Raw genomic sequence first — 18,021 nt, forward strand, 5'->3', positions numbered from 1 at the left:
GTATATAGGAAAAAATAATAAAGGAATGAACGCGTTGTATATAACAGTAGAAGAAGCTGCGGAGTATTTAAATTTACCAAAGTCGTATATTGAAGAGCTAATTCAGCAAAAGAAAATTCGTGCATTATTTGATGGAGAGCAATATTTATTAAATAAAGAACAATTCAATACACATTTAGAACAAATGGAGAAATATAAGCAATTAGTGGAAGATATATTGAACGAACCAATTCCAGAAGATATGGATGTTAAAGACGAAGATTAAACTATGGGAGATCCCGTATGAAGATATGCAGAAATGTATCTTCATACGGGATTTTTTTGTTTGAAGATATTAAAAGCCTAAGGAGCGTTTAGCATTTATTCGAATTTTGATAGGTAGTAGTCTACCATGTTAAAAGCATATTTTTTTCTAGCTAGGACAAACATAGAGAACGTAACCTGTACAGATACATATACTATCAGTGCAAAAGCTTATAAATTAATGGAAGGGGTTTTCTCGTGAGTTTATTTCATTGTGATTTTCTGAAAGATTTAATTGGATCTTTTGTAAGAGTAAACAGGGGTGGTCCAGAATCTCAAAAAGGGACAATAGTCGCAGTATGTTCGGATTACTTTGTATTAAAGAATGAAAAAGGAGAGCTCTATTACTATCAGATTCGTCATCTGAAAAGTGTTACAAAAAATGCGAAAGATTGTAAAGCAGATGATTGCGGATGGTTTGAATGTGAATGTGAAGATGACTTTGAAAAGCTACTTCAAAGCTTCAAATATCGCTGGGTGAAAATTAATCGTGGCGGTCCAGAGAAAGTTGAAGGTATTTTACAAGATGTTTCTTGTGAATTTGTTACATTAATTGTAAAAGAAGAAGTTATATTAGTTGCGGTATCCCATATTAAGAGTGTCACAGTAGAGTGTAAAGAGAGCGATGAGAGCGACGAGAGCGACGATAGTAAGGAAAGTAGCAATAATTCAGGTCGCGCTCGTGCACAAAGACAATCAAGTAGAGGAAGATAATAAGAAAGGGGATATAAATTTGGAGAGTGTATTATGCTGTGAGCAAATTAAATGTTTAGTCGGTGAGACTGTAAAAGTAAATCTCCGTGGACCAGAGAGTCGAGTGGGGGTACTTGTATCGTTAGGGAGAGATTATCTTACATTACAACTACCTCTTGGTGAATTAGTATATTACCAATTGAAACACGTGAAAAGTCTAGTTAAGAAAGTGAAAGAAAGTAAATGTGGCGATTGCTATGTTTCATGCTTCTGTTCTGATGATGATACTTTTGTCGATGTATTACGTGACTTGAAGTATAAGTGGGTAAAGATTAATCGCGGTGGCCCAGAGTGCGTGGAAGGTTTATTAAGTGAAGTGCATGAAGAATGTATTACACTAGTAAACTGTGATGAAGTCATTTATATCATTAACTATCATATTAAGAGTGTGAGTCAAGTAGTTAAATGTAAAAAGAATGAAGATGAATAATGTTTAATAAATAAGAGGGGCATTATGAGGGAAAGAGAAGAAAAATTTCTTATTTCGATAGTATGAAAAGGAATTACTTACTATTAAAACAGAACTTTGCCCTGATTATTTTTTTAGAAATGAAAGACAGGAAAGAAGAAATCCATAGGAAGGAGGATACAGATGAATGAGTTAAACAAAAGTATTGGAGAAAATATATATGTTAAATTAATCGGTGAAAAAAGATTTAAAGGTGTATTAATAGACGTAGGAAATGATATTGTTGTTCTTTACAATGGACAAGACTACGTATATATATCTTTATACCATGTACAATATTATAAATTTTTAAGACCACATGATGAAGAAATATCAAAACCAGATGTTGATTCTGTAATTAAGAGGGAATCACCTTCCATTTCTTTGAGAAAAGTATTAAGTACTTCTAAAGGGATTTTTACAGAAGTTTATGTAGCAGGAAATGCTCCAATACATGGTTATGTTACAAGTGTAATGAACGATTATATTGTTTTTTATAGTCCAGTTTATAAAACAGTATATATATCTTTAAAGCATTTGAAATGGTTAATTCCGTATAAAGAAAATCAAGTCCCGTATGCCCTCAATAAAAATGAACTCCCCGTGAATCCATTAAATATTACGTTAGCTAGAACATTTGAAGAACAGCTAATTAAAATGTCCGGCAAAATCATGGTGTTCGATTTAGGTGAGGAATCTAATAAAATCGGAAAGATGGCAAAGATTGATGAAGGGCATATTGAAATATTAAAAGCACGTGATGCAAAAATGTATGTGAATATTCAACATGTGAAATCTGTCCATTGTCCGTAGACTAGTTGAAAGGGCTGGCTTTTTCTTTTATATGCAGAAGAAAAGGTCGAGCCTATTTATTTAGTTTGATTTGGATGTGAGGGGAAAAATGAATTGAATATAAATGTATTAGCCAGATCTATGAAGAGCTAATCTTGTGCAAAATTATAAAAAATATATACGAGCCATTTTTTCATATATTCAATTTATTTTTTGGAGGGAGAACTGTTCAACTACTATATTAAAGGGGTTTTGTTGGTGGAACAGTTTTCAAATTCGTTATCGATTACATTGCTTGGTAGTGCTGGTGGAGCAGCAAAAGCAGTTTTAGCAATTTTAAATCAAGCGATAGTAAATGAAAAAGACCCGATTTATGAAGCGATAAAGAATGTTACATTTCATTTGGTTGATATAAAACAAAAAGATAGGACTTATTATGATGAGTTGTTTCCAAATTTGAAAGATCAATTGTTTTTATATGAAATCGACCTTCAAGATGTAGTGAAATTCAAGCAACATTTGAAAGAAAAAAGTACGGGTGTTGTTATTGATGTTTCGGGTGCAGATACGATCAGAGTCTTAAGCTGTTGTAATGAACTTGGAATTTTTTATATTAATTCAGCTTTGGAAAATGAGGCAGTAGATCAGGACGATAGTTTAATCGGCTTTCAGCTTACGGAAAGATATACGAGGTTTGAGAAGGAGAAAGAGAAATTTACAAATACAAAAGCAATTATAGGCTCAGGTATGAATCCAGGTGTTGTTCAATGGATGGTCGTTGAACTTATGAAGGAACGTCCACAGGAAAAGCCAAGAGCATGCTATATAGTAGAACATGATACGTCATTTTTGAATGGTACAGCACTGATAAAGCCTCATACACTTTATGCTTCATGGGCAGTAGAGCGATTTCTAGATGAAGCAATATGGAGTTATCCGATGTATATGAGTCATCATCGTCCCCTTTATTTTTATGAAGATGTATATGCTTCAGAGTATAAAGTAAAGTTAGGAGAGAAAGAGTTTTATGGTTGTTTAATGCCACATGAGGAAGTTTTAATTTTAGGAAAAAACTTTAACATGGAAGTGGGTTTTCTCTACCGAATTAATGAGTATACGACCAATGTAATTAGACAGAACTTAGATCGAGTAGAAGATTTATGGAATTGGAATCGTAAAGTATTTAATCCAGCGGAAGAAGAAATCGCCGGGGAGGATCTGGTTGGTGTGCTACTCGTTTATGAAAATAGCGAGACGTATATGTACAATGTAATGAATAGTAGCCAAGTTTTTCATAAATATAAAACGAATGCAACTTACTTTCAAGTAGGGTGCGGGATTTATGCAGGCTTGTGCAGTTTGCTTTTAGACCACTTTGGACAAGGTGCTTACTATGTCGAGGAATTATTATTAAATACAGAAAGTAAGTACGGCGACTATCTAAATTTATATATGAATAATTTTATAATAGGACATAATAATTTTTCGGATGGTCTGCTACATGATAGGGTAAGGTGGATATAAGTTATAGCGAAAAGGAAGGGGAGGTCTCCTTCCTTTTCGTATGATAAGGTTGTATATTGCCCTGAAAGCAATTTCATACTTAGAATTTAAGGAGGTAACACGTAGAGTTTTTGTATGGATCATGAGGAATATTTATATGAACAAATTTAAAAGCTTGATACAGGAAATCCTTTTATATGTTGTACAACTAATGGAAAGTTATGCAGCGCAATATAGAGTGAGATTTCATTTGCAAGTAGATGGAAATCTACCTGTTATAAATAATGATGATAAAAAATTAAAACAAGTGTTATTAAAAATGGAATGGAATCAATGCCAGAAGGTGGAGATATTCATATTCGTGCATATCAAAAAACTGAAAGGCATTTGTGTATTCCTGTTGAAGATCAAGGCTTTGGTATAGAGAAGGAAAAGCTAGAGAAGATTGGAAATGCTTTTTACACAACAAAGGAGAATGGTACGGGACTTGGGTTAATGATTACATATAAAATTATTGAGGAACATCAAGGAAGTATCGCGATTCAAAGTAGCATGGGAATAGGGACGAAAGTAGAATTTTTTTACCGACAGCATAATGTGCTAGAGAAAAATATTTTTCAGAAAAGTGTTCTTGTTGTGTAAATATAAACATTTTATAAAATGTTTCAAGAAGGGTTTTTTTTATAAAATACTTCGTTTATAATGGAGGAAAATATCGACATGAGATTTGTTATTCATGTAACGGTTCGGTAGTGTTAGAGAAAGAAGGGGTGCACGCGCATCCTTTTTTCTATGCAGATATTATGAAAGAGGTGGTATGATGGAATTAACATTAAATTCGACTGTATGTTTACACACGATTCAATTTCGAAAAGAGCAAAAGAATTATATTGTAAAAGATACAATTACAGGAGAAAAATATGAAATGCCGCCACTTTGGATTGATGCATTGGCAATGATGCGTGACGGTTTTTTATTGGGGGAAATTGAGGAGAAATTAAAAGAAGAGTATCCAGAAGAAGAAATAAATATGTTAGCATTTACGAGGCAACTGTTAGAGCTAGAGCTTGTCGGAATGGTAGATGGGGAAGAAATAGCTTGTACAAAGAAGAAAGAGAAAGATTATTTAGCTTGGTTACGTCCTCGTGTTGAGCAATTCTTTCTTAGTTTAAATAAAAAAAATAGAAGCAAAGGTCAATGATGATCTTTGCTTTTTTGTATAGTTTGTTTAAAAAATTACAGCGAATGCTCTTGCAAAAGCACCGTCGCTATCTTTAATTTTTAAAGGTGCCGCTGAGAAAAAGAAACGTTTCGTGTGAATGGCATCTAAGTTTGTTAAGTTTTCAATTAAATAAATATTATTCCCAAGTAGTATGTGATGAATTGGTGATGTTTCTGTCGTTACTTCATCAGGAGAAATGAAATCTAGGCCGACCGATTTTACTTTTAATTGAACTAATTCCTCAGCTAATTCTTCAGAAAGATAAAAAGCTTCTTGCTCATACGCCTCTGTATTCCATTTAGTAGATAGATTGGAATGGAAAATAACAATATCTCCTTCTTTTATGTCAGCGTTGTGTAATACTTCTTTAGGTAGTTTTCGTTCTTGTACATGAGTTACATCAATAAGAACAGCTTCGCCTACAAATTGATCTAGGGGTAATTGATCAATAGTCGTTGCGCCTGAAATGAAATGAGCAGGAGCATCACAATGCGTGCCAACATGAACGACAGAATGAAAGTCTGTAACTTGATAGCCTGTCTCTTCAACGCTTGTAATGGCTCCTAAATTGATTTTTGGTGTTCCAGGGAATTGGGACATATTGTTTTCAAATGTTTGTGATAGGTCAATTACTTTCATTTTAAATACCTCCAATATATGTTTTGAAATAAAAAAACTCACCTTTCATAATCAAGAAAGATGAGTTTTGTACACAATAGTTACGTTTTATCTTTCAAAATGCAATGCATTTTGCAGGAATTAGCACCTATTCAGTTTGTATAAACTGAGGTTGCTGGGCGTCAAAGGGCCGGTCCCTCTGCCTCTCTTGATAAAGACATATTAAGTTTTCATTTCTGAATATTCACTACCTTTAAATTGTAATTCATTTCCTTTTTTCGTGCAATACAAAATAGGTATTCACCCAAATAAAGTTGCTCGCATATTGTAGCTTATGTAAATAGAATGCTGCGAAGGAGTGAGTGCAGTGACAGGGAATGTATTGAATTATTACGCTGGTGGAAATACAGCTAGAGGATTTCATAATTTATACGATGAGAATTTAAAAGGGCTAAACAGGTTATTTATTTTAAAGGGTGGTCCTGGGACCGGGAAATCTTCTTTAATCAAAGCAATAGGTCGCGAGTGGGTTGAAAAAGGATATGATATTGAATTTTTACACTGCTCTTCTGATAATAAATCGGTTGATGGTGTAATTATCCCGAAGTTAAAAGTAGGAATTGTTGATGGAACATCACCGCATGTTATTGAGCCGAAAATGCCAGGAGTTGTGGAAGAGTATATTAATTTAGGGGTTGCTTGGGACTCAGATAAATTAAGAAAGCAGAAGGTGGAAATTGAACGATTTGTTTCAGAAGCAAGCAAGGCTTTTCAAACTGCTTACGCTTGTTTTAACGAGGCACTAGTTATACATGACGAGTGGGAGAAAATATATATTAATAATATTGATTTTAATAAAGCAAATGAACTAACCGATCAGCTGATTCAGAAGTTATTTACAGATAAAGGCGGGAAACAATCGCTTGTGAAACATCGGTTTTTAGGGGCAGCTACACCGAAAGGAGCAGTTGATTTTGTTCCTAATTTAACAGAGGGATTACCACATCGTTATTTTATAAAAGGACGCCCAGGATCTGGGAAATCAACAATGCTTAAAAAATTAGCTAAGGCAGCAGAAGAAAAAGGATTTGAAGTTGAAGTATATCATTGTGGATTTGATCCAAATAGTCTTGATATGGTTATCGTAAGAGAATTAGGGTTTGCAATTTTTGATAGCACCGCACCACATGAATATTTTCCGAGCCGCGAAGGTGATGAAATTATAGATATGTATGCCTTGATTGTGACACCAGGGACAGATGAGAAGTATGCGACAGAAATTCGTGACGTGTCGATTCAATATAAAGCAAAAATGAATGAGGCGATGTCTTTCTTAGCGAAAGCGAAATCAGTTCGTGATAAATTAGAACGAATATATATTGCTGCTATGGATTTTTCAAAAGTAGATGCATATAAAGAGGAGATTCGAAAAGAGTTTGAACGAATTGCGGTTAGTGTAACAGAAAAGAACAAGTAAAAAATAAAGGATTTTGGTAGGCTGTCGGGAATTTTCTGACAGCTATTTTAGTATGTAGTAAAATTAGGAGTATATTTGTCGAATTTCCAAGGAAATAATCAAAAAATGGAGAGGGTATGAAATGAGAGAGAAAATTAGAGTGGAGTTAGCAAGAATTGAACAAGAGAATGATGTGAAAATTTTATTTGCAGTGGAATCAGGGAGTCGTGCTTGGGGATTTCCATCGAAAGATAGTGATTATGATGTTAGATTTGTTTATATGCATCCGGTAGAGTGGTATTTATCAATTCATGATAAACGAGATGTAATTGAGTATCCGATTAGTGATGATTTAGATATAAGCGGGTGGGATATTAAAAAGGCGTTACAGTTATTCGCAAAGTCAAACCCAGCTTTACTCGAATGGATTCGATCACCGATTTTCTATTCGAAAAACTCTCATTTTCCAGAACAGCTTCAGCAAATGAGTGATAAGCACTTTGATCCGAAAGCAACGATATATCATTACTTACATATGGCTTCAAAAAATTATCGTGAATTTTTGCAAGGTGAGAACGTAAAATTGAAAAAATACTTTTATGTATTGCGTCCTATTTTAGCTTGTAAGTGGCTAGAGGAGAAAACAACTTTACCACCTGTAGAATTCGGTCGATTGATTACAGAATTATCGTTAGAACGTAGCGTATTAGATGAAATTGAACAGTTGTTAATAAAGAAAAAGGCAGGTACTGAATTAGATGTTGGATTAAAAATTGAGGTGTTGAATCAATTTTTAGAAGAACAAATTCATTACTATCAGCAATATGTAAAAGGAATTGAAAAGGGATCAGGAATTGATATTGAGAGTTTAAATACATTGTTTCGAGATATGTTGTTTGAAGTATATGAAAAAGAGCACAAGTGAGTTTGTGCTCTTTTTTTATTTTGTAGGAATAAAGAAAACAGATATAGCTGCAAGAAGACCCGCGAATGAGAATAAGTAAAAATTCCATGCTAAGTCATATTGCATTGTCATAATAATACCGACAAGAATAGGACCAGCAATCGCACCAACTCGGCCAAGTCCAAGTCCCCAGCCTAAGGAGGTAGCTCGGATATGGGATGGGAAGTATTGTGTTACATATGCATTTAATATTTGAGTAATACCGACTGATCCAATTCCAGCAAGGCCGATTAAAAGATAAATGATTGTAACAGATGGTTTAATTGTTAATAGTCCAATACATATAGCTGCCATAAGATAGGAGATGCTAATAACAAATTTAGCCCCTATACGATCCGCGATTGCTCCAGCAAATAATGCACCGATAGCGGCAGTAACATTTAGCATAAGTAAAAATGATAGACTAGATCCAAGAGGGTATCCTGCTTGGCGCATCATCTGCGGTAACCAAGTGTTTAAACCGTATATTAAAAACATTCCCATTATATAAGTAATCCAAAAAAGCAGCGTCGCTTTTATGTACTCTTTTGAGAATAACGTAAGAAATCCATTTTTCTTTCGTATATTAGGTGGGGCTTGATGAGTTTCCTCTTTTGCATTGAATTCAATTTGAAAACGATTAAGGATTTGTTCCACTTCTTCTTGTCGATTACGTGATAACAAAAATTGAATGGATTCAGGTAAATAACGAATGATGAAAGGAATGAGGAGTAGTGGAATCATTCCGATGCCAAACATAATTCTCCATCCGCAATCTTCTAACATAAACATAGACAAAATAGCACCTAACACGATACCTAAAGGATAGCCAGTAAACATAAGAGCATAAATAAAAGATTGTCGCTTTTTTGGTGAATATTCAACAGTAAGTGCTGAAGCTGTTGGGATAACACCGCCTAATCCGATTCCTCCGATAAATCGAGATAAACCAAATAGTTCAGAGGAAGGGGCAAGTGCAGCAAGGCCCATTGTGATGGAGAAAAGTGCTAAACAGCATATAAGCGTCCATTTTCGTCCAATTAGATCTGTAATGGTTCCAACTAGAATAGCACCAATAAACATCCCAAATAAAGCATAGCTAGCAATTGTACCAGCGTGTGCTGGTGAAAGTGCCCAGCTTTTGTCTTCTAGGAGCTTTGGCAGAACGGCACCGTAAATACCTAAATCATATCCATCAGCTAGAATGGCTAGCCAACAAATAAAAACAACAAGTTTTGTAATAGAGCTTGAAAAGATAGTTTTTGTAGATTCTAGATGAGGTGGAGCTGAAGTTTGCATAGTATTCCCTCCTTTTATTTATAGATAAATATATTATTTTATTTGATGTTAATATTTCCCTTCTTATGTCGGAGTTTATCTGAAAAGGTTTTATAACAAATAAAGAAGTTCAACAGGAATCCTGTTGAACTTCTTTATTTGTTTACTCATGATCAACTCGTTTTAACGGTTGATCTGCTGGACCTTCCATAACATCTCCCTCAATTGAAAAGCGGGAACCATGGCAAGGGCAGTCCCAAGTACAATCACCATTATTCCATTCAACTTCGCAGCCGAGATGTGTACAAGTTGTATCGACAATATGTAATTTCCCATCTTTGTCCTTATAAGCACCTGCTCGTTTCCCATTAACATGTACGACAGATCCTTCACCAACTTCGAGATCTTCTGGCTTACGTAATGTGGTTTCAATCTTTCCTTCAATTAAATGTTTCGCAACATCAATGTTCTGGGAGAGGAATGTTTTTATATCTGGATTTGCATGGAAGCGTGATGGTGCATACAGTTCCTTATAGGGATTGTGGACTTTTAGAATGGAGTCCTTCAGTAAATGAGCGGCAGCAGTTCCAGTTGTCATTCCCCATTTACGATATCCAGTTGCAACAAATATATTTGGATTTCTTTCGTTAATATGTCCGATATAAGGAAGCTTATCTAGCGTTATTAAATCTTGTGCTGACCATCTATAGGGAACTTCATCTACTCCAAACGTTGCTTCCGCAAAAGAATACAGTGCTTCGTAATGAAGCATCGTGTTTATTCCTTGTCCTGTTTTATGACTTTCTCCGCCAATTAAAATTAATTTTTCCCCATTATTTGTTGTATAGCGCAAGGAACGTTTTGGGTCATCAATACTTAAATACATGCCACCTGGATAATCCGTTTTTGCTTTGATTGCAAGAGCATAAGAGCGTTCGGCATACATTCGCGTAAAGAAAAAGCTATTCGCATCATAGAAAGGAAAATGTGAACAAGAGACAACATATTTGCAAGTGATGCGATGCCCGCCTTTTGTAATGACTTGTGGATAATCACCTTTTTCCACATCAATAGCTGTTGTTTGTTCATAAACTTTTCCGCCCATCTCCACAAACTTTTCTAAAAGTGTTTTCAAATAAAGGAGGGGATGGAATTGTGCTTGGTTTTTCATGACAAGTGCAGATTGTACTGGAATCGGAATCGATAGAGATTGAACATAGTCACAAGGTATATTTAATTTTTGATAGGCTTCATATTCTTTCGATAAACTTCTTAATCCATTATCAGTAGTTGTATATAAATATGAATCTTCATTTGAGAAATTACAGTCAATTTTATATGTTTTCACCGTCTCATTTATGAATTGTAGAGCATGATTATTTGATTCATAGTAAAGCCTCGCTTTTTCCAAACCAAAATGATTTATTAATTCATCATAAATAAGATCGTGTTGTGCTGTTACCTTCGCTGTTGTATGCCCAGTCGTTCCATTTAAAATAAGACCAGAATCAATTAAAACAACGTTCATACCTTCTTTTGCAAGTAAATAGGCAGTTGTAATGCCTGTAATACCAGCTCCGATAACAGCAACTTCAGTTTTTGTATCTTCAGATAAATGAGGAAAAGCAGGGACTTGAGTAGATTCAATCCAATAAGATAATGGAAATTGTGGAAATGTATCGCTTGTCATTATAGAAACCTCCCGATTTTAGAACAATTTTCCTTTTAATATTTCCATATGATAGGAAATTCATGTGTGCTGTTTTAGAAGGAGTCTATTTTTATTAAAAGAAAGATAAAATTATTTTAATATAATTTTGGTGTTGTCGGTATGAAGAGATAGGAGTTGTGCAAAGCTAGATTCAGGTGAGTTTATTTGTTGTGTACACAGAGAGTTCTTGAATAAGATAGAGTCTATAGTATGTCAGCATATATATATGCATAATGGATAAAACCCTATAAAATCTATGTTTTTTCTTTAGTGGAATAAAGTATGATTATAAAAACATAACCAACTTTTATTACTAGGTCATAAAAGTTGTTGACAATATGGAAATTCTATTGATATGATTCATCATGTGGAAAGGTTGATAGAGAGTAAAAAGAGAAATGTTTTTCATTGATAATAAAAGCGAAAAGATAAGTGACGATAGAGTGAGTATATTTTCCTTATACATAGATGCTTTTTAATCAGCTAGTAAAATCAATCTGGAAGCAAGAATTGATATATGTAAGTTGCGCAAGACGCGGCATAAGAAAGGGGCAAAAGGATGAAGGAGCTTCATACGTTTGGGTGGTATGCAGCACGTGTATCACCACATTTGCCGAAAAAAGCATTTAAACCAGTTCCTACACGTTTATTTGGTGGACTGGCTTATTTGCTTGTGGCATTGGCGGGGTTAATATCGATTGGTGTATTTGAATTGAATGTGTGGGCGAATCTAGGAATTGCGATTGTTCTTGGATTATGTTTTGCTTCACTTGGATTTTTAGGACATGAAATTTTACATGGAACTGTTGTAAGAAAAGCATGGCTTCGTGATTTTTTAGGCGCGATAGCATTTATGCCATTATCAACTGGCCCGAAGCTTTGGAGAAAGTGGCATAATGCAACGCATCATGTTCATACACAACATGAAGAAAATGATCCAGATGCATGGCCTACACTTGAGAAACTGAAAAAGAGTAAGTTTTTAAGGTGGGTATATCGCATGCCTCTTCATGTTCGTTCATTCTTTAGTTTTCTGTCACTAACCATTCAATTTACGTTACATTCGACTCGAATGTTCTTTCATTTTATAAAGGAATTTAAGTCATCCAATCAAAAATCTGTATGGCTTCAACTTCTTTTGCCTTGGACTGTTTGGATTAGTTTATTGTTTATTATGGGACCTGGAAAATGGTTATTTGCATATGTAATTCCATTGTTAATTGCTAACTTTATTGTAATGGCATATATCGCAACAAATCATCGATTAAATCCAATTGTTCCAGTAAATGATCCGTTAGCGAACTGTTTATCAGTAACAGTGCCGCACTGGGTAGACGTTTTACATTTCAATTTCTCATATCATACAGAACACCATTTGTTCCCTGCTATGAGCTCTAAATACTATCCGTTAGTAAAAGAGAAAATTAAAGAAATGTGGCCGGAACGCTATCATGAGATGCCAATGACAAAAGCTTTGGCAGCGCTATGGAATACACCACGTGTGTATTATCAAGGAAGTGAATTAGTGGATCCGCATAGAGAGCATTTCTATGGTTCTTTAGGAAATGGACTAGATCCTCATAATATTTCATATCGTGAGGAACATATAGAGGAAGAAGAGAGTATTAAAAAAGTAAATCAGTAAAAATTGATATATTTTGCAGTGAAAAAGCAAGCCATTTCAGGCTTGCTTTTTTTATAAAGAGACTTCTTTTTTATTCTTTTTGCTAAATTGAACTGAATTGGTTTCTTTTCTTTGTAATCGTTTCTCTAAAAGATTAACAAAATAAGTAAATAGAAGAACAAGTACGAGGTAATATAAACCAACGATTATGTATGTATCTAATTGTTGGAAGTTACTTGCAGCAATTGATAAACCTGATCCCCATAATTCGGACAACCCTACATATGCAACGAGAGAAGAGTCCTTTAATCCAATAATAAACTGATTTCCTAAAGGAGGAAGAGATTGACGAAATGCTTGCGGTAATACAATACGGCGCATTGCTAAAGGATAAGGCATACCTAAAGAACGAGCGGCTTCCAATTGTCCACGGTCGACAGATTGAATGGAACCGCGGAAAATTTCAGTAATATATGCACCGTTATGGATTGCTAAAGCAATTGCTCCTGCCCAAAAAGGAGTGAAGACAATAATCGATGTAATACCGAAATAGAGAATGGCAATTTGAACAATTAAAGGTGTACCACGAATAATGGCGATATATACATGAGCAATACTATTTAAAATCTTATTGTTAGAGATTCGAAAAAAAGCGAATAGTAATCCAATTAGTGAACCAAGTAATAAGGATGTTAGTGTTAATTGTAATGTGACAATAGTAGCCTTTAAGAGTGTGGGATAAGTAGACATAAAAATTTCAAACATATGTGTCACCTCATATTGTATGGATTTTGGTAGGGAATGAAATACCCCACATAAAAAGTGGGGCATAATGTATGAAACATTTGACTAGCTAATTTACTTCGTTTTTTCTTCTTCACCGAGAATATTACGCCCAAACCATTTTTTACTGATCTTTTCATACGTACCATCTTTAATGATTTCATCTAAAGCTTTATTTACTTTCTCAACCATTTCTTTATCATCTTTACGAATAGCAATTCCCATTTCATCAAGATTTAATGGTTTTCCAGCTTCTTTTATATTTGATTTACCTTCTTTGATCATACGTAAACCGACCATTTGATCAGTGATTACTGCATCAATACGCCCAGGCTCTAAGTCCATAAGTGCAGTAATATCGCTGTCATATTCTGTGATTTGATCTGTATGTTTTGCAACAAGGTCTTTAAAGGTACTAGCTTTTACAACACCAATTTTCTTACCTTTCAAATCTTCTGGAGAAGAGATAGATGTATTCTTTTTAGCCACAAAAATTTGGGCACCAGAACGATAATAAGGATTTGAGAAACTGACAGCTTTTAAGCGTTCTTCTGTAATTGCCATACTGCCCAATATAGCATCATATTTTTTCGATTGTAGACCTTGAATTAGCGTTTCCCATGGATTTGTAATAGGAGTGGGTTTCATATTCATTTTTTTCGCAAGTGCCTCACCAATTTCCACATCAAAACCAGCAAGCTTTCCGTCATTTTCTTTATAGTTAAAAGGTTTATATAAGCCACTCATCGCATAACGAAATTCTTTTTCACCATTTGAAGAAGTAGTAGCACTTTCCTTACTACAGGCTCCTAGTATGAAGGATGTACATAATGTAATACTCGCAACAATGGTTAATAGTTTTCTTTTCATAAAACCCCTCCTATATATTGATCATACGGATGGTTTTAAGTATGTTACTGAGATATTTTATTTGGACAATTAGTTGTGCACCGTATGAATGTATTTCTTTTCATTTGAAACAGAAGTTACATTATAAAACGTTGCGTAAAAATTGTTTTGCTCGTTCATGTGATGGAGCTGAAAAGAATTGAGCTGGCGGAGCGTCCTCTACAATCTTTCCGTCATCCATAAATATGACGCGATCAGCTACATCTCTTGCGAAATTCATTTCATGAGTAACGATAATCATGGTCATTCCTTCTTCAGCAAGTTCTTTCATAACTTGCAATACTTCTCCAACAAGTTCAGGGTCTAAGGCTGAGGTAGGTTCATCAAATAGCATAATTTTAGGATTCATGGCAAGAGCTCGTGCAATGGCAATGCGCTGCTTTTGACCACCTGACAGGAGGTGGGGAGTTACATCTGCTTTATCTTGTAGACCGACTTTTTGCAAAAGCTGATTTCCAATTTCCTTTGCATTTGTTGTTTCTAATTTTTTTACATGGATAGGTGCTTCTATGATGTTTTCTAGTGAGGTCATATGAGGAAAGAGGTTAAAGTGCTGAAAAACCATTCCGACATTTTCACGGACTTTGTTTAAATTTGAATGCTGTGGATCAATTCGTTCACCTTGTAAATGAATTTCACCTTCATCGTACATTTCTAAAAAGTTAAGACAGCGAAGTAATGTACTTTTACCGGAACCACTGGCACCAATTAAAACAACAACTTCTTTTTCTTTTACTTCTAAATCAATTCCTTTTAAAACATCAAGTGAGCCAAATGATTTTACTAGATTTTGAACCTGAATCATACAAAACCCCCAGTCAAAATATATTTTACAAATGTTGCCCCTTATTTCTGTTATTAGTCATAAATTGTCAGAATCCTTTATTTTTTTCGGGTAATTTGATATTCAAGGGAATAATGATTTTTAAAATCCCTATATCTTTCTATAACGAAAATATGGATAATAATATATAGGTAGTACTTATATTACTTATAAAAAGGAGGAAAGAAGAGATGGAAAAAGAAAGGAAGACATTTTCCTTTGGCTTACGTACACAACTTATGCTATTTACTACAGTTTTAGCTTTTATTACATATTCAACAAGTATATTTTTTATTTACGTGATATACGATTATTTTCAAAGTTATGTAAGTCAAACTGTTTATAATATTATCGTTATGTTATTAGGTGTAGTATGGTCTGGAATTTTAGCGTATGGAGCAGCAATCTTTTTAATTAAACCACTTCGAAAGTTGGAGGAGGCTGCAAGGAAAGCGGCCGATGGCGATATTCGTGAAGATGTCCCGTTACCAAAAACAGATGATGAGATTAAATCTTTAAGTGTTGCATTTAATATGATGCTAGGGAACTTAAGAGGTATGGTAAAAAATATTGATACTACATTTTCGTATACAAATAATCAAGTTCAGCAAATTAGAAGGCAAACAGGGGAAGCAACAAAACAAGCACGAGGTGTGTCTGAAACCCTTGCAGAGATTTCTTCTGGCGCCGAGCAATCAGCAGCTTCCATTCAGGCGATTGTTTCTGCTGTTGATACAACAACTTCTATTGCGAGTGAAGTAGAAGAAAAAGCAAAACAGTCTGACGAGCTGTCTTTAGAAATGGTTCAAGCTTTAGGGCAAAGTACACGAGTCTTTACTTCTTTAATTCAAGGTATTCAAACATTGGCAAAAGAAAATGAAAATTCGATGCAAAATGTACAGAAATTAGAAGAACGAATGAAACAAGTAGAACATATTGTTTCTGTTGTGAGTGAGATTGCTAGTCAAACGAATTTATTAGCACTGAATGCTTCTATTGAGGCGGCTCGTGCTGGAGAGCATGGAAGGGGCTTTGCAGTTGTAGCTGAAGAAGTACGTAAACTTGCCGATGAAAGCGATCATTCTGCAAGAAATATATCGCATTTATTACGGAATATGCAAGAAGAAGTGCAACAAGTCGCATTGAAAATGACAGAGCAAGTGAAAACGGCTAAAGAAGAGGCGAAACGTGGGGAAGCTACTGAATTAATTTTAAAAGAAATGTCATCAAGTATTATGGAAGTTGCCGATGCAACGAAGCAAATTAGTGGCTATATGAACGAACAAGTGAGTCACATTCATCAAACCGGAGCACAGACGAAGGCTGTAGCAGCAATTGCTGAGGAAACATCAGCTGGTTCACAAGAAGTAGCACGTGTGACGTTGCAACAATCTAAAAATATGGTAGTAATCGATCAATTGTTAAAGGATTTAGAAAAGCAAGCAGCAGACTTGAAACAAACAATTGAACGATTTTCAATGTAAAAAGGAAGAACAGCATTCTGTTCTTCCTTTTTTTACGTATGAAAGGGTGGGATACTTTGTTGAAAACGAAAAACATTGCAAGGATCATATATGGTTTTCACTTTACGCAATCTTTGAAAGTTAGGGCCGTAATAACTAGTTTGCCAATTTTTAATGTCGATATCGGGCCAATTGACATAGTCACCTAGTGTATAAGGATCTAAGCTTTCTCGTAAATCTTTAACCCAGTGTATATTGCGATTTTCTTCATCATCGCATTTCCAAGAGGTAATGTATTCTTGCGCAATAATTGCTTTACGATGGAAATAAGCTGTTTCAGTAGGGGGAATATTTTCAACAGCACCTACAAGCGATTGGTGCCAAATACTCGCATCTTTATTTGGAGCATGAGAAAGAAAATGTTGCATGATTTGAATTCCTTTAAGGGGAATCGGTTTATATACATAGGAACCGGAGCGCTTGAAGTTTTCAGGGATGTTACCACTATTAAAAAATTCAACAGCCTTTATATAAGGAACTTCATCTATAAAGAGAGAGGGGGTACCAGTTTCAAGAAGAGGAGATAATAAGGAATGGAGTTCAGAGGGAGAGCCAACAAATTCACCTTTTACTTCAATTTTATTTCGTTGCTTTGCGAATAATTCAATTGATGAAGTGAGACGTTTGCCTATATAAGGTGCCCAGTTTTGCCACGCTTGAAATGCAGCGATAAAATCTTCCCATTCCCATGTAATTGAGAAGATTGATACATTTTTTATAGGATGGACTCGAAAAGTTAAAGAAGTAACAATTCCAAAGTTTCCACCACCACCACCGCGGCACGCCCAAAACAAGTTATGGTTTTCATGTTCGTTTGCGCGAAGGATTTTTGCTCCAAATTTACCACACACTTGTACTATTTCAACTTCTACTAATTGATCACATGTTAATCCAAATAAGCGTGAAAGCATACCGATGCCACCGCCAAGGGCTAATCCAACAATTCCAACGCTTGCACTTGTACCAGCCGGTATTGTCACACCAAAATTCCAAAGCTCTTTATAAACAGTGCCAAGATTTGCACCAGCTTCAATTGTTGCTGTTAATTTATCTGTATTAACAGTAATACGATGCATTTCACTCACATCAATAATAAGTCCTCTATTTAAAAGAGAAAAATTTTCATAGCTATGACGTCCGCTTCTTAAGCGAAATGGTACATGACGTTCGCGTGCCCATTTTAAGGCGTTACAGACATCATTTTGATTTTGACAAAAAACAATAACGTAAGGGAGTTTTGGAATGCTTAAATTTAAATTCATTCGGGCTACGTCATAGTCCGGGTCTGAAGGAACGACGATACGACCTGTTAATTTTGTTTGTTTCAATTTA

The 18,021-nt window shown here is 35.0% G+C and carries 17 protein-coding genes, 2 pseudogenes and 1 riboswitch; of the genes and pseudogenes, 12 read left to right on the top strand and 7 right to left on the bottom strand.

What is annotated here, in order from left to right; translation table 11 throughout:
* The first annotated feature begins 25 nt into the window (after positions 1–25).
* From AC1Q8N_RS25075 to AC1Q8N_RS25105, 7 genes and pseudogenes are all read left to right on the top strand, one after another.
* Positions 26–265: a helix-turn-helix domain-containing protein gene (locus AC1Q8N_RS25075; protein ID WP_002006755.1), complete on the top strand. Its 240-nt coding sequence runs from the start codon at positions 26–28 to the stop codon at positions 263–265.
* A 236-nt stretch (positions 266–501) separates the two neighbouring features.
* Positions 502–1,017, top strand: coding sequence for a hypothetical protein (locus tag AC1Q8N_RS25080; RefSeq protein WP_048541983.1), 516 nt, complete (start codon positions 502–504; stop codon positions 1,015–1,017).
* Between the two features lie 19 nt (positions 1,018–1,036).
* Positions 1,037–1,486 carry a hypothetical protein gene (locus AC1Q8N_RS25085; protein WP_061678057.1) on the top strand — a complete coding sequence of 150 codons (450 nt, stop codon included), beginning with the start codon at positions 1,037–1,039 and terminating at the stop codon, positions 1,484–1,486.
* A gap of 162 nt (positions 1,487–1,648) precedes the next feature.
* Positions 1,649–2,317, top strand: coding sequence for an LSm family protein (locus AC1Q8N_RS25090; protein ID WP_064477203.1), 669 nt, complete (start codon positions 1,649–1,651; stop codon positions 2,315–2,317).
* Positions 2,318–2,554: 237 nt separating this feature from the next.
* Positions 2,555–3,820, top strand: coding sequence for an S-adenosylmethionine decarboxylase related protein (locus AC1Q8N_RS25095; RefSeq protein ID WP_098642491.1), 1,266 nt, complete (start codon positions 2,555–2,557; stop codon positions 3,818–3,820).
* A 157-nt stretch (positions 3,821–3,977) separates the two neighbouring features.
* Positions 3,978–4,441: pseudogene (locus AC1Q8N_RS25100) on the top strand (ATP-binding protein); the annotation flags it as partial.
* Between the two features lie 178 nt (positions 4,442–4,619).
* A complete protein-coding gene (locus AC1Q8N_RS25105) occupies positions 4,620–5,000 on the top strand; it encodes a hypothetical protein (protein WP_000424112.1) in 381 nt (126 codons plus the stop codon).
* A gap of 27 nt (positions 5,001–5,027) precedes the next feature.
* On the opposite strand, the gene AC1Q8N_RS25110 is transcribed toward AC1Q8N_RS25105, so the two are convergent.
* Complete coding sequence (locus AC1Q8N_RS25110; RefSeq protein ID WP_000862971.1) at positions 5,028–5,660, bottom strand: cyclase family protein; 633 nt, start codon at positions 5,658–5,660, stop codon at positions 5,028–5,030.
* Between the two features lie 84 nt (positions 5,661–5,744).
* Positions 5,745–5,857: riboswitch (SAM riboswitch) on the bottom strand.
* A gap of 149 nt (positions 5,858–6,006) precedes the next feature.
* Between AC1Q8N_RS25110 and AC1Q8N_RS25115 the strand changes: the two genes are divergently transcribed.
* Both AC1Q8N_RS25115 and AC1Q8N_RS25120 read left to right on the top strand, forming a co-directional pair.
* A complete protein-coding gene (locus AC1Q8N_RS25115; protein ID WP_098078428.1) occupies positions 6,007–7,116 on the top strand; it encodes a PRK06851 family protein in 1,110 nt (369 codons plus the stop codon).
* A 121-nt stretch (positions 7,117–7,237) separates the two neighbouring features.
* Complete coding sequence (locus tag AC1Q8N_RS25120) at positions 7,238–8,020, top strand: nucleotidyltransferase domain-containing protein (protein ID WP_098078430.1); 783 nt, start codon at positions 7,238–7,240, stop codon at positions 8,018–8,020.
* Positions 8,021–8,035: 15 nt separating this feature from the next.
* Here the strand turns inward: AC1Q8N_RS25120 and AC1Q8N_RS25125 are convergent, their stop codons facing one another.
* A complete protein-coding gene (locus tag AC1Q8N_RS25125; RefSeq protein ID WP_098642490.1) occupies positions 8,036–9,337 on the bottom strand; it encodes an MFS transporter in 1,302 nt (433 codons plus the stop codon).
* A gap of 142 nt (positions 9,338–9,479) precedes the next feature.
* Positions 9,480–11,006 carry an FAD-dependent oxidoreductase gene (locus AC1Q8N_RS25130; RefSeq protein ID WP_098078435.1) on the bottom strand — a complete coding sequence of 509 codons (1,527 nt, stop codon included), beginning with the start codon at positions 11,004–11,006 and terminating at the stop codon, positions 9,480–9,482.
* A gap of 580 nt (positions 11,007–11,586) precedes the next feature.
* Between AC1Q8N_RS25130 and desB the strand changes: the two genes are divergently transcribed.
* Positions 11,587–12,672 (top strand): Delta(10) desaturase DesB, encoded by a 1,086-nt coding sequence (gene desB / locus AC1Q8N_RS25135; protein ID WP_048541961.1) that lies wholly within the window; start codon positions 11,587–11,589, stop codon positions 12,670–12,672.
* A 51-nt stretch (positions 12,673–12,723) separates the two neighbouring features.
* Here desB and AC1Q8N_RS25140 read toward each other — a convergent pair whose 3' ends face one another.
* The 3 genes from AC1Q8N_RS25140 to AC1Q8N_RS25150 all read right to left on the bottom strand — a co-directional run bounded on the left by AC1Q8N_RS25140 (position 12,724) and on the right by AC1Q8N_RS25150 (position 15,148).
* Complete coding sequence (locus AC1Q8N_RS25140) at positions 12,724–13,416, bottom strand: amino acid ABC transporter permease (protein WP_000461606.1); 693 nt, start codon at positions 13,414–13,416, stop codon at positions 12,724–12,726.
* A gap of 93 nt (positions 13,417–13,509) precedes the next feature.
* A complete protein-coding gene (locus AC1Q8N_RS25145) occupies positions 13,510–14,304 on the bottom strand; it encodes an ABC transporter substrate-binding protein (RefSeq protein WP_002016697.1) in 795 nt (264 codons plus the stop codon).
* Positions 14,305–14,425: 121 nt separating this feature from the next.
* Positions 14,426–15,148 carry an amino acid ABC transporter ATP-binding protein gene (locus AC1Q8N_RS25150; RefSeq protein ID WP_098078438.1) on the bottom strand — a complete coding sequence of 241 codons (723 nt, stop codon included), beginning with the start codon at positions 15,146–15,148 and terminating at the stop codon, positions 14,426–14,428.
* 374 nt (positions 15,149–15,522) lie between these two features.
* Between AC1Q8N_RS25150 and AC1Q8N_RS25155 the strand changes: the two are divergent.
* Positions 15,523–15,708: pseudogene (locus AC1Q8N_RS25155) on the top strand (HAMP domain-containing protein); the annotation flags it as partial.
* Between the two features lie 15 nt (positions 15,709–15,723).
* Complete coding sequence (locus AC1Q8N_RS25160) at positions 15,724–16,650, top strand: methyl-accepting chemotaxis protein (RefSeq protein ID WP_438285581.1); 927 nt, start codon at positions 15,724–15,726, stop codon at positions 16,648–16,650.
* Between the two features lie 32 nt (positions 16,651–16,682).
* Here the strand turns inward: AC1Q8N_RS25160 and AC1Q8N_RS25165 are convergent, their stop codons facing one another.
* A complete protein-coding gene (locus AC1Q8N_RS25165; RefSeq protein ID WP_098078444.1) occupies positions 16,683–18,017 on the bottom strand; it encodes an FAD-binding oxidoreductase in 1,335 nt (444 codons plus the stop codon).
* Positions 18,018–18,021: the final 4 nt, after the last annotated feature.

The sequence above is a fragment of the Bacillus sp. GW823-FHT06B01 genome (assembly GCF_058952315.1).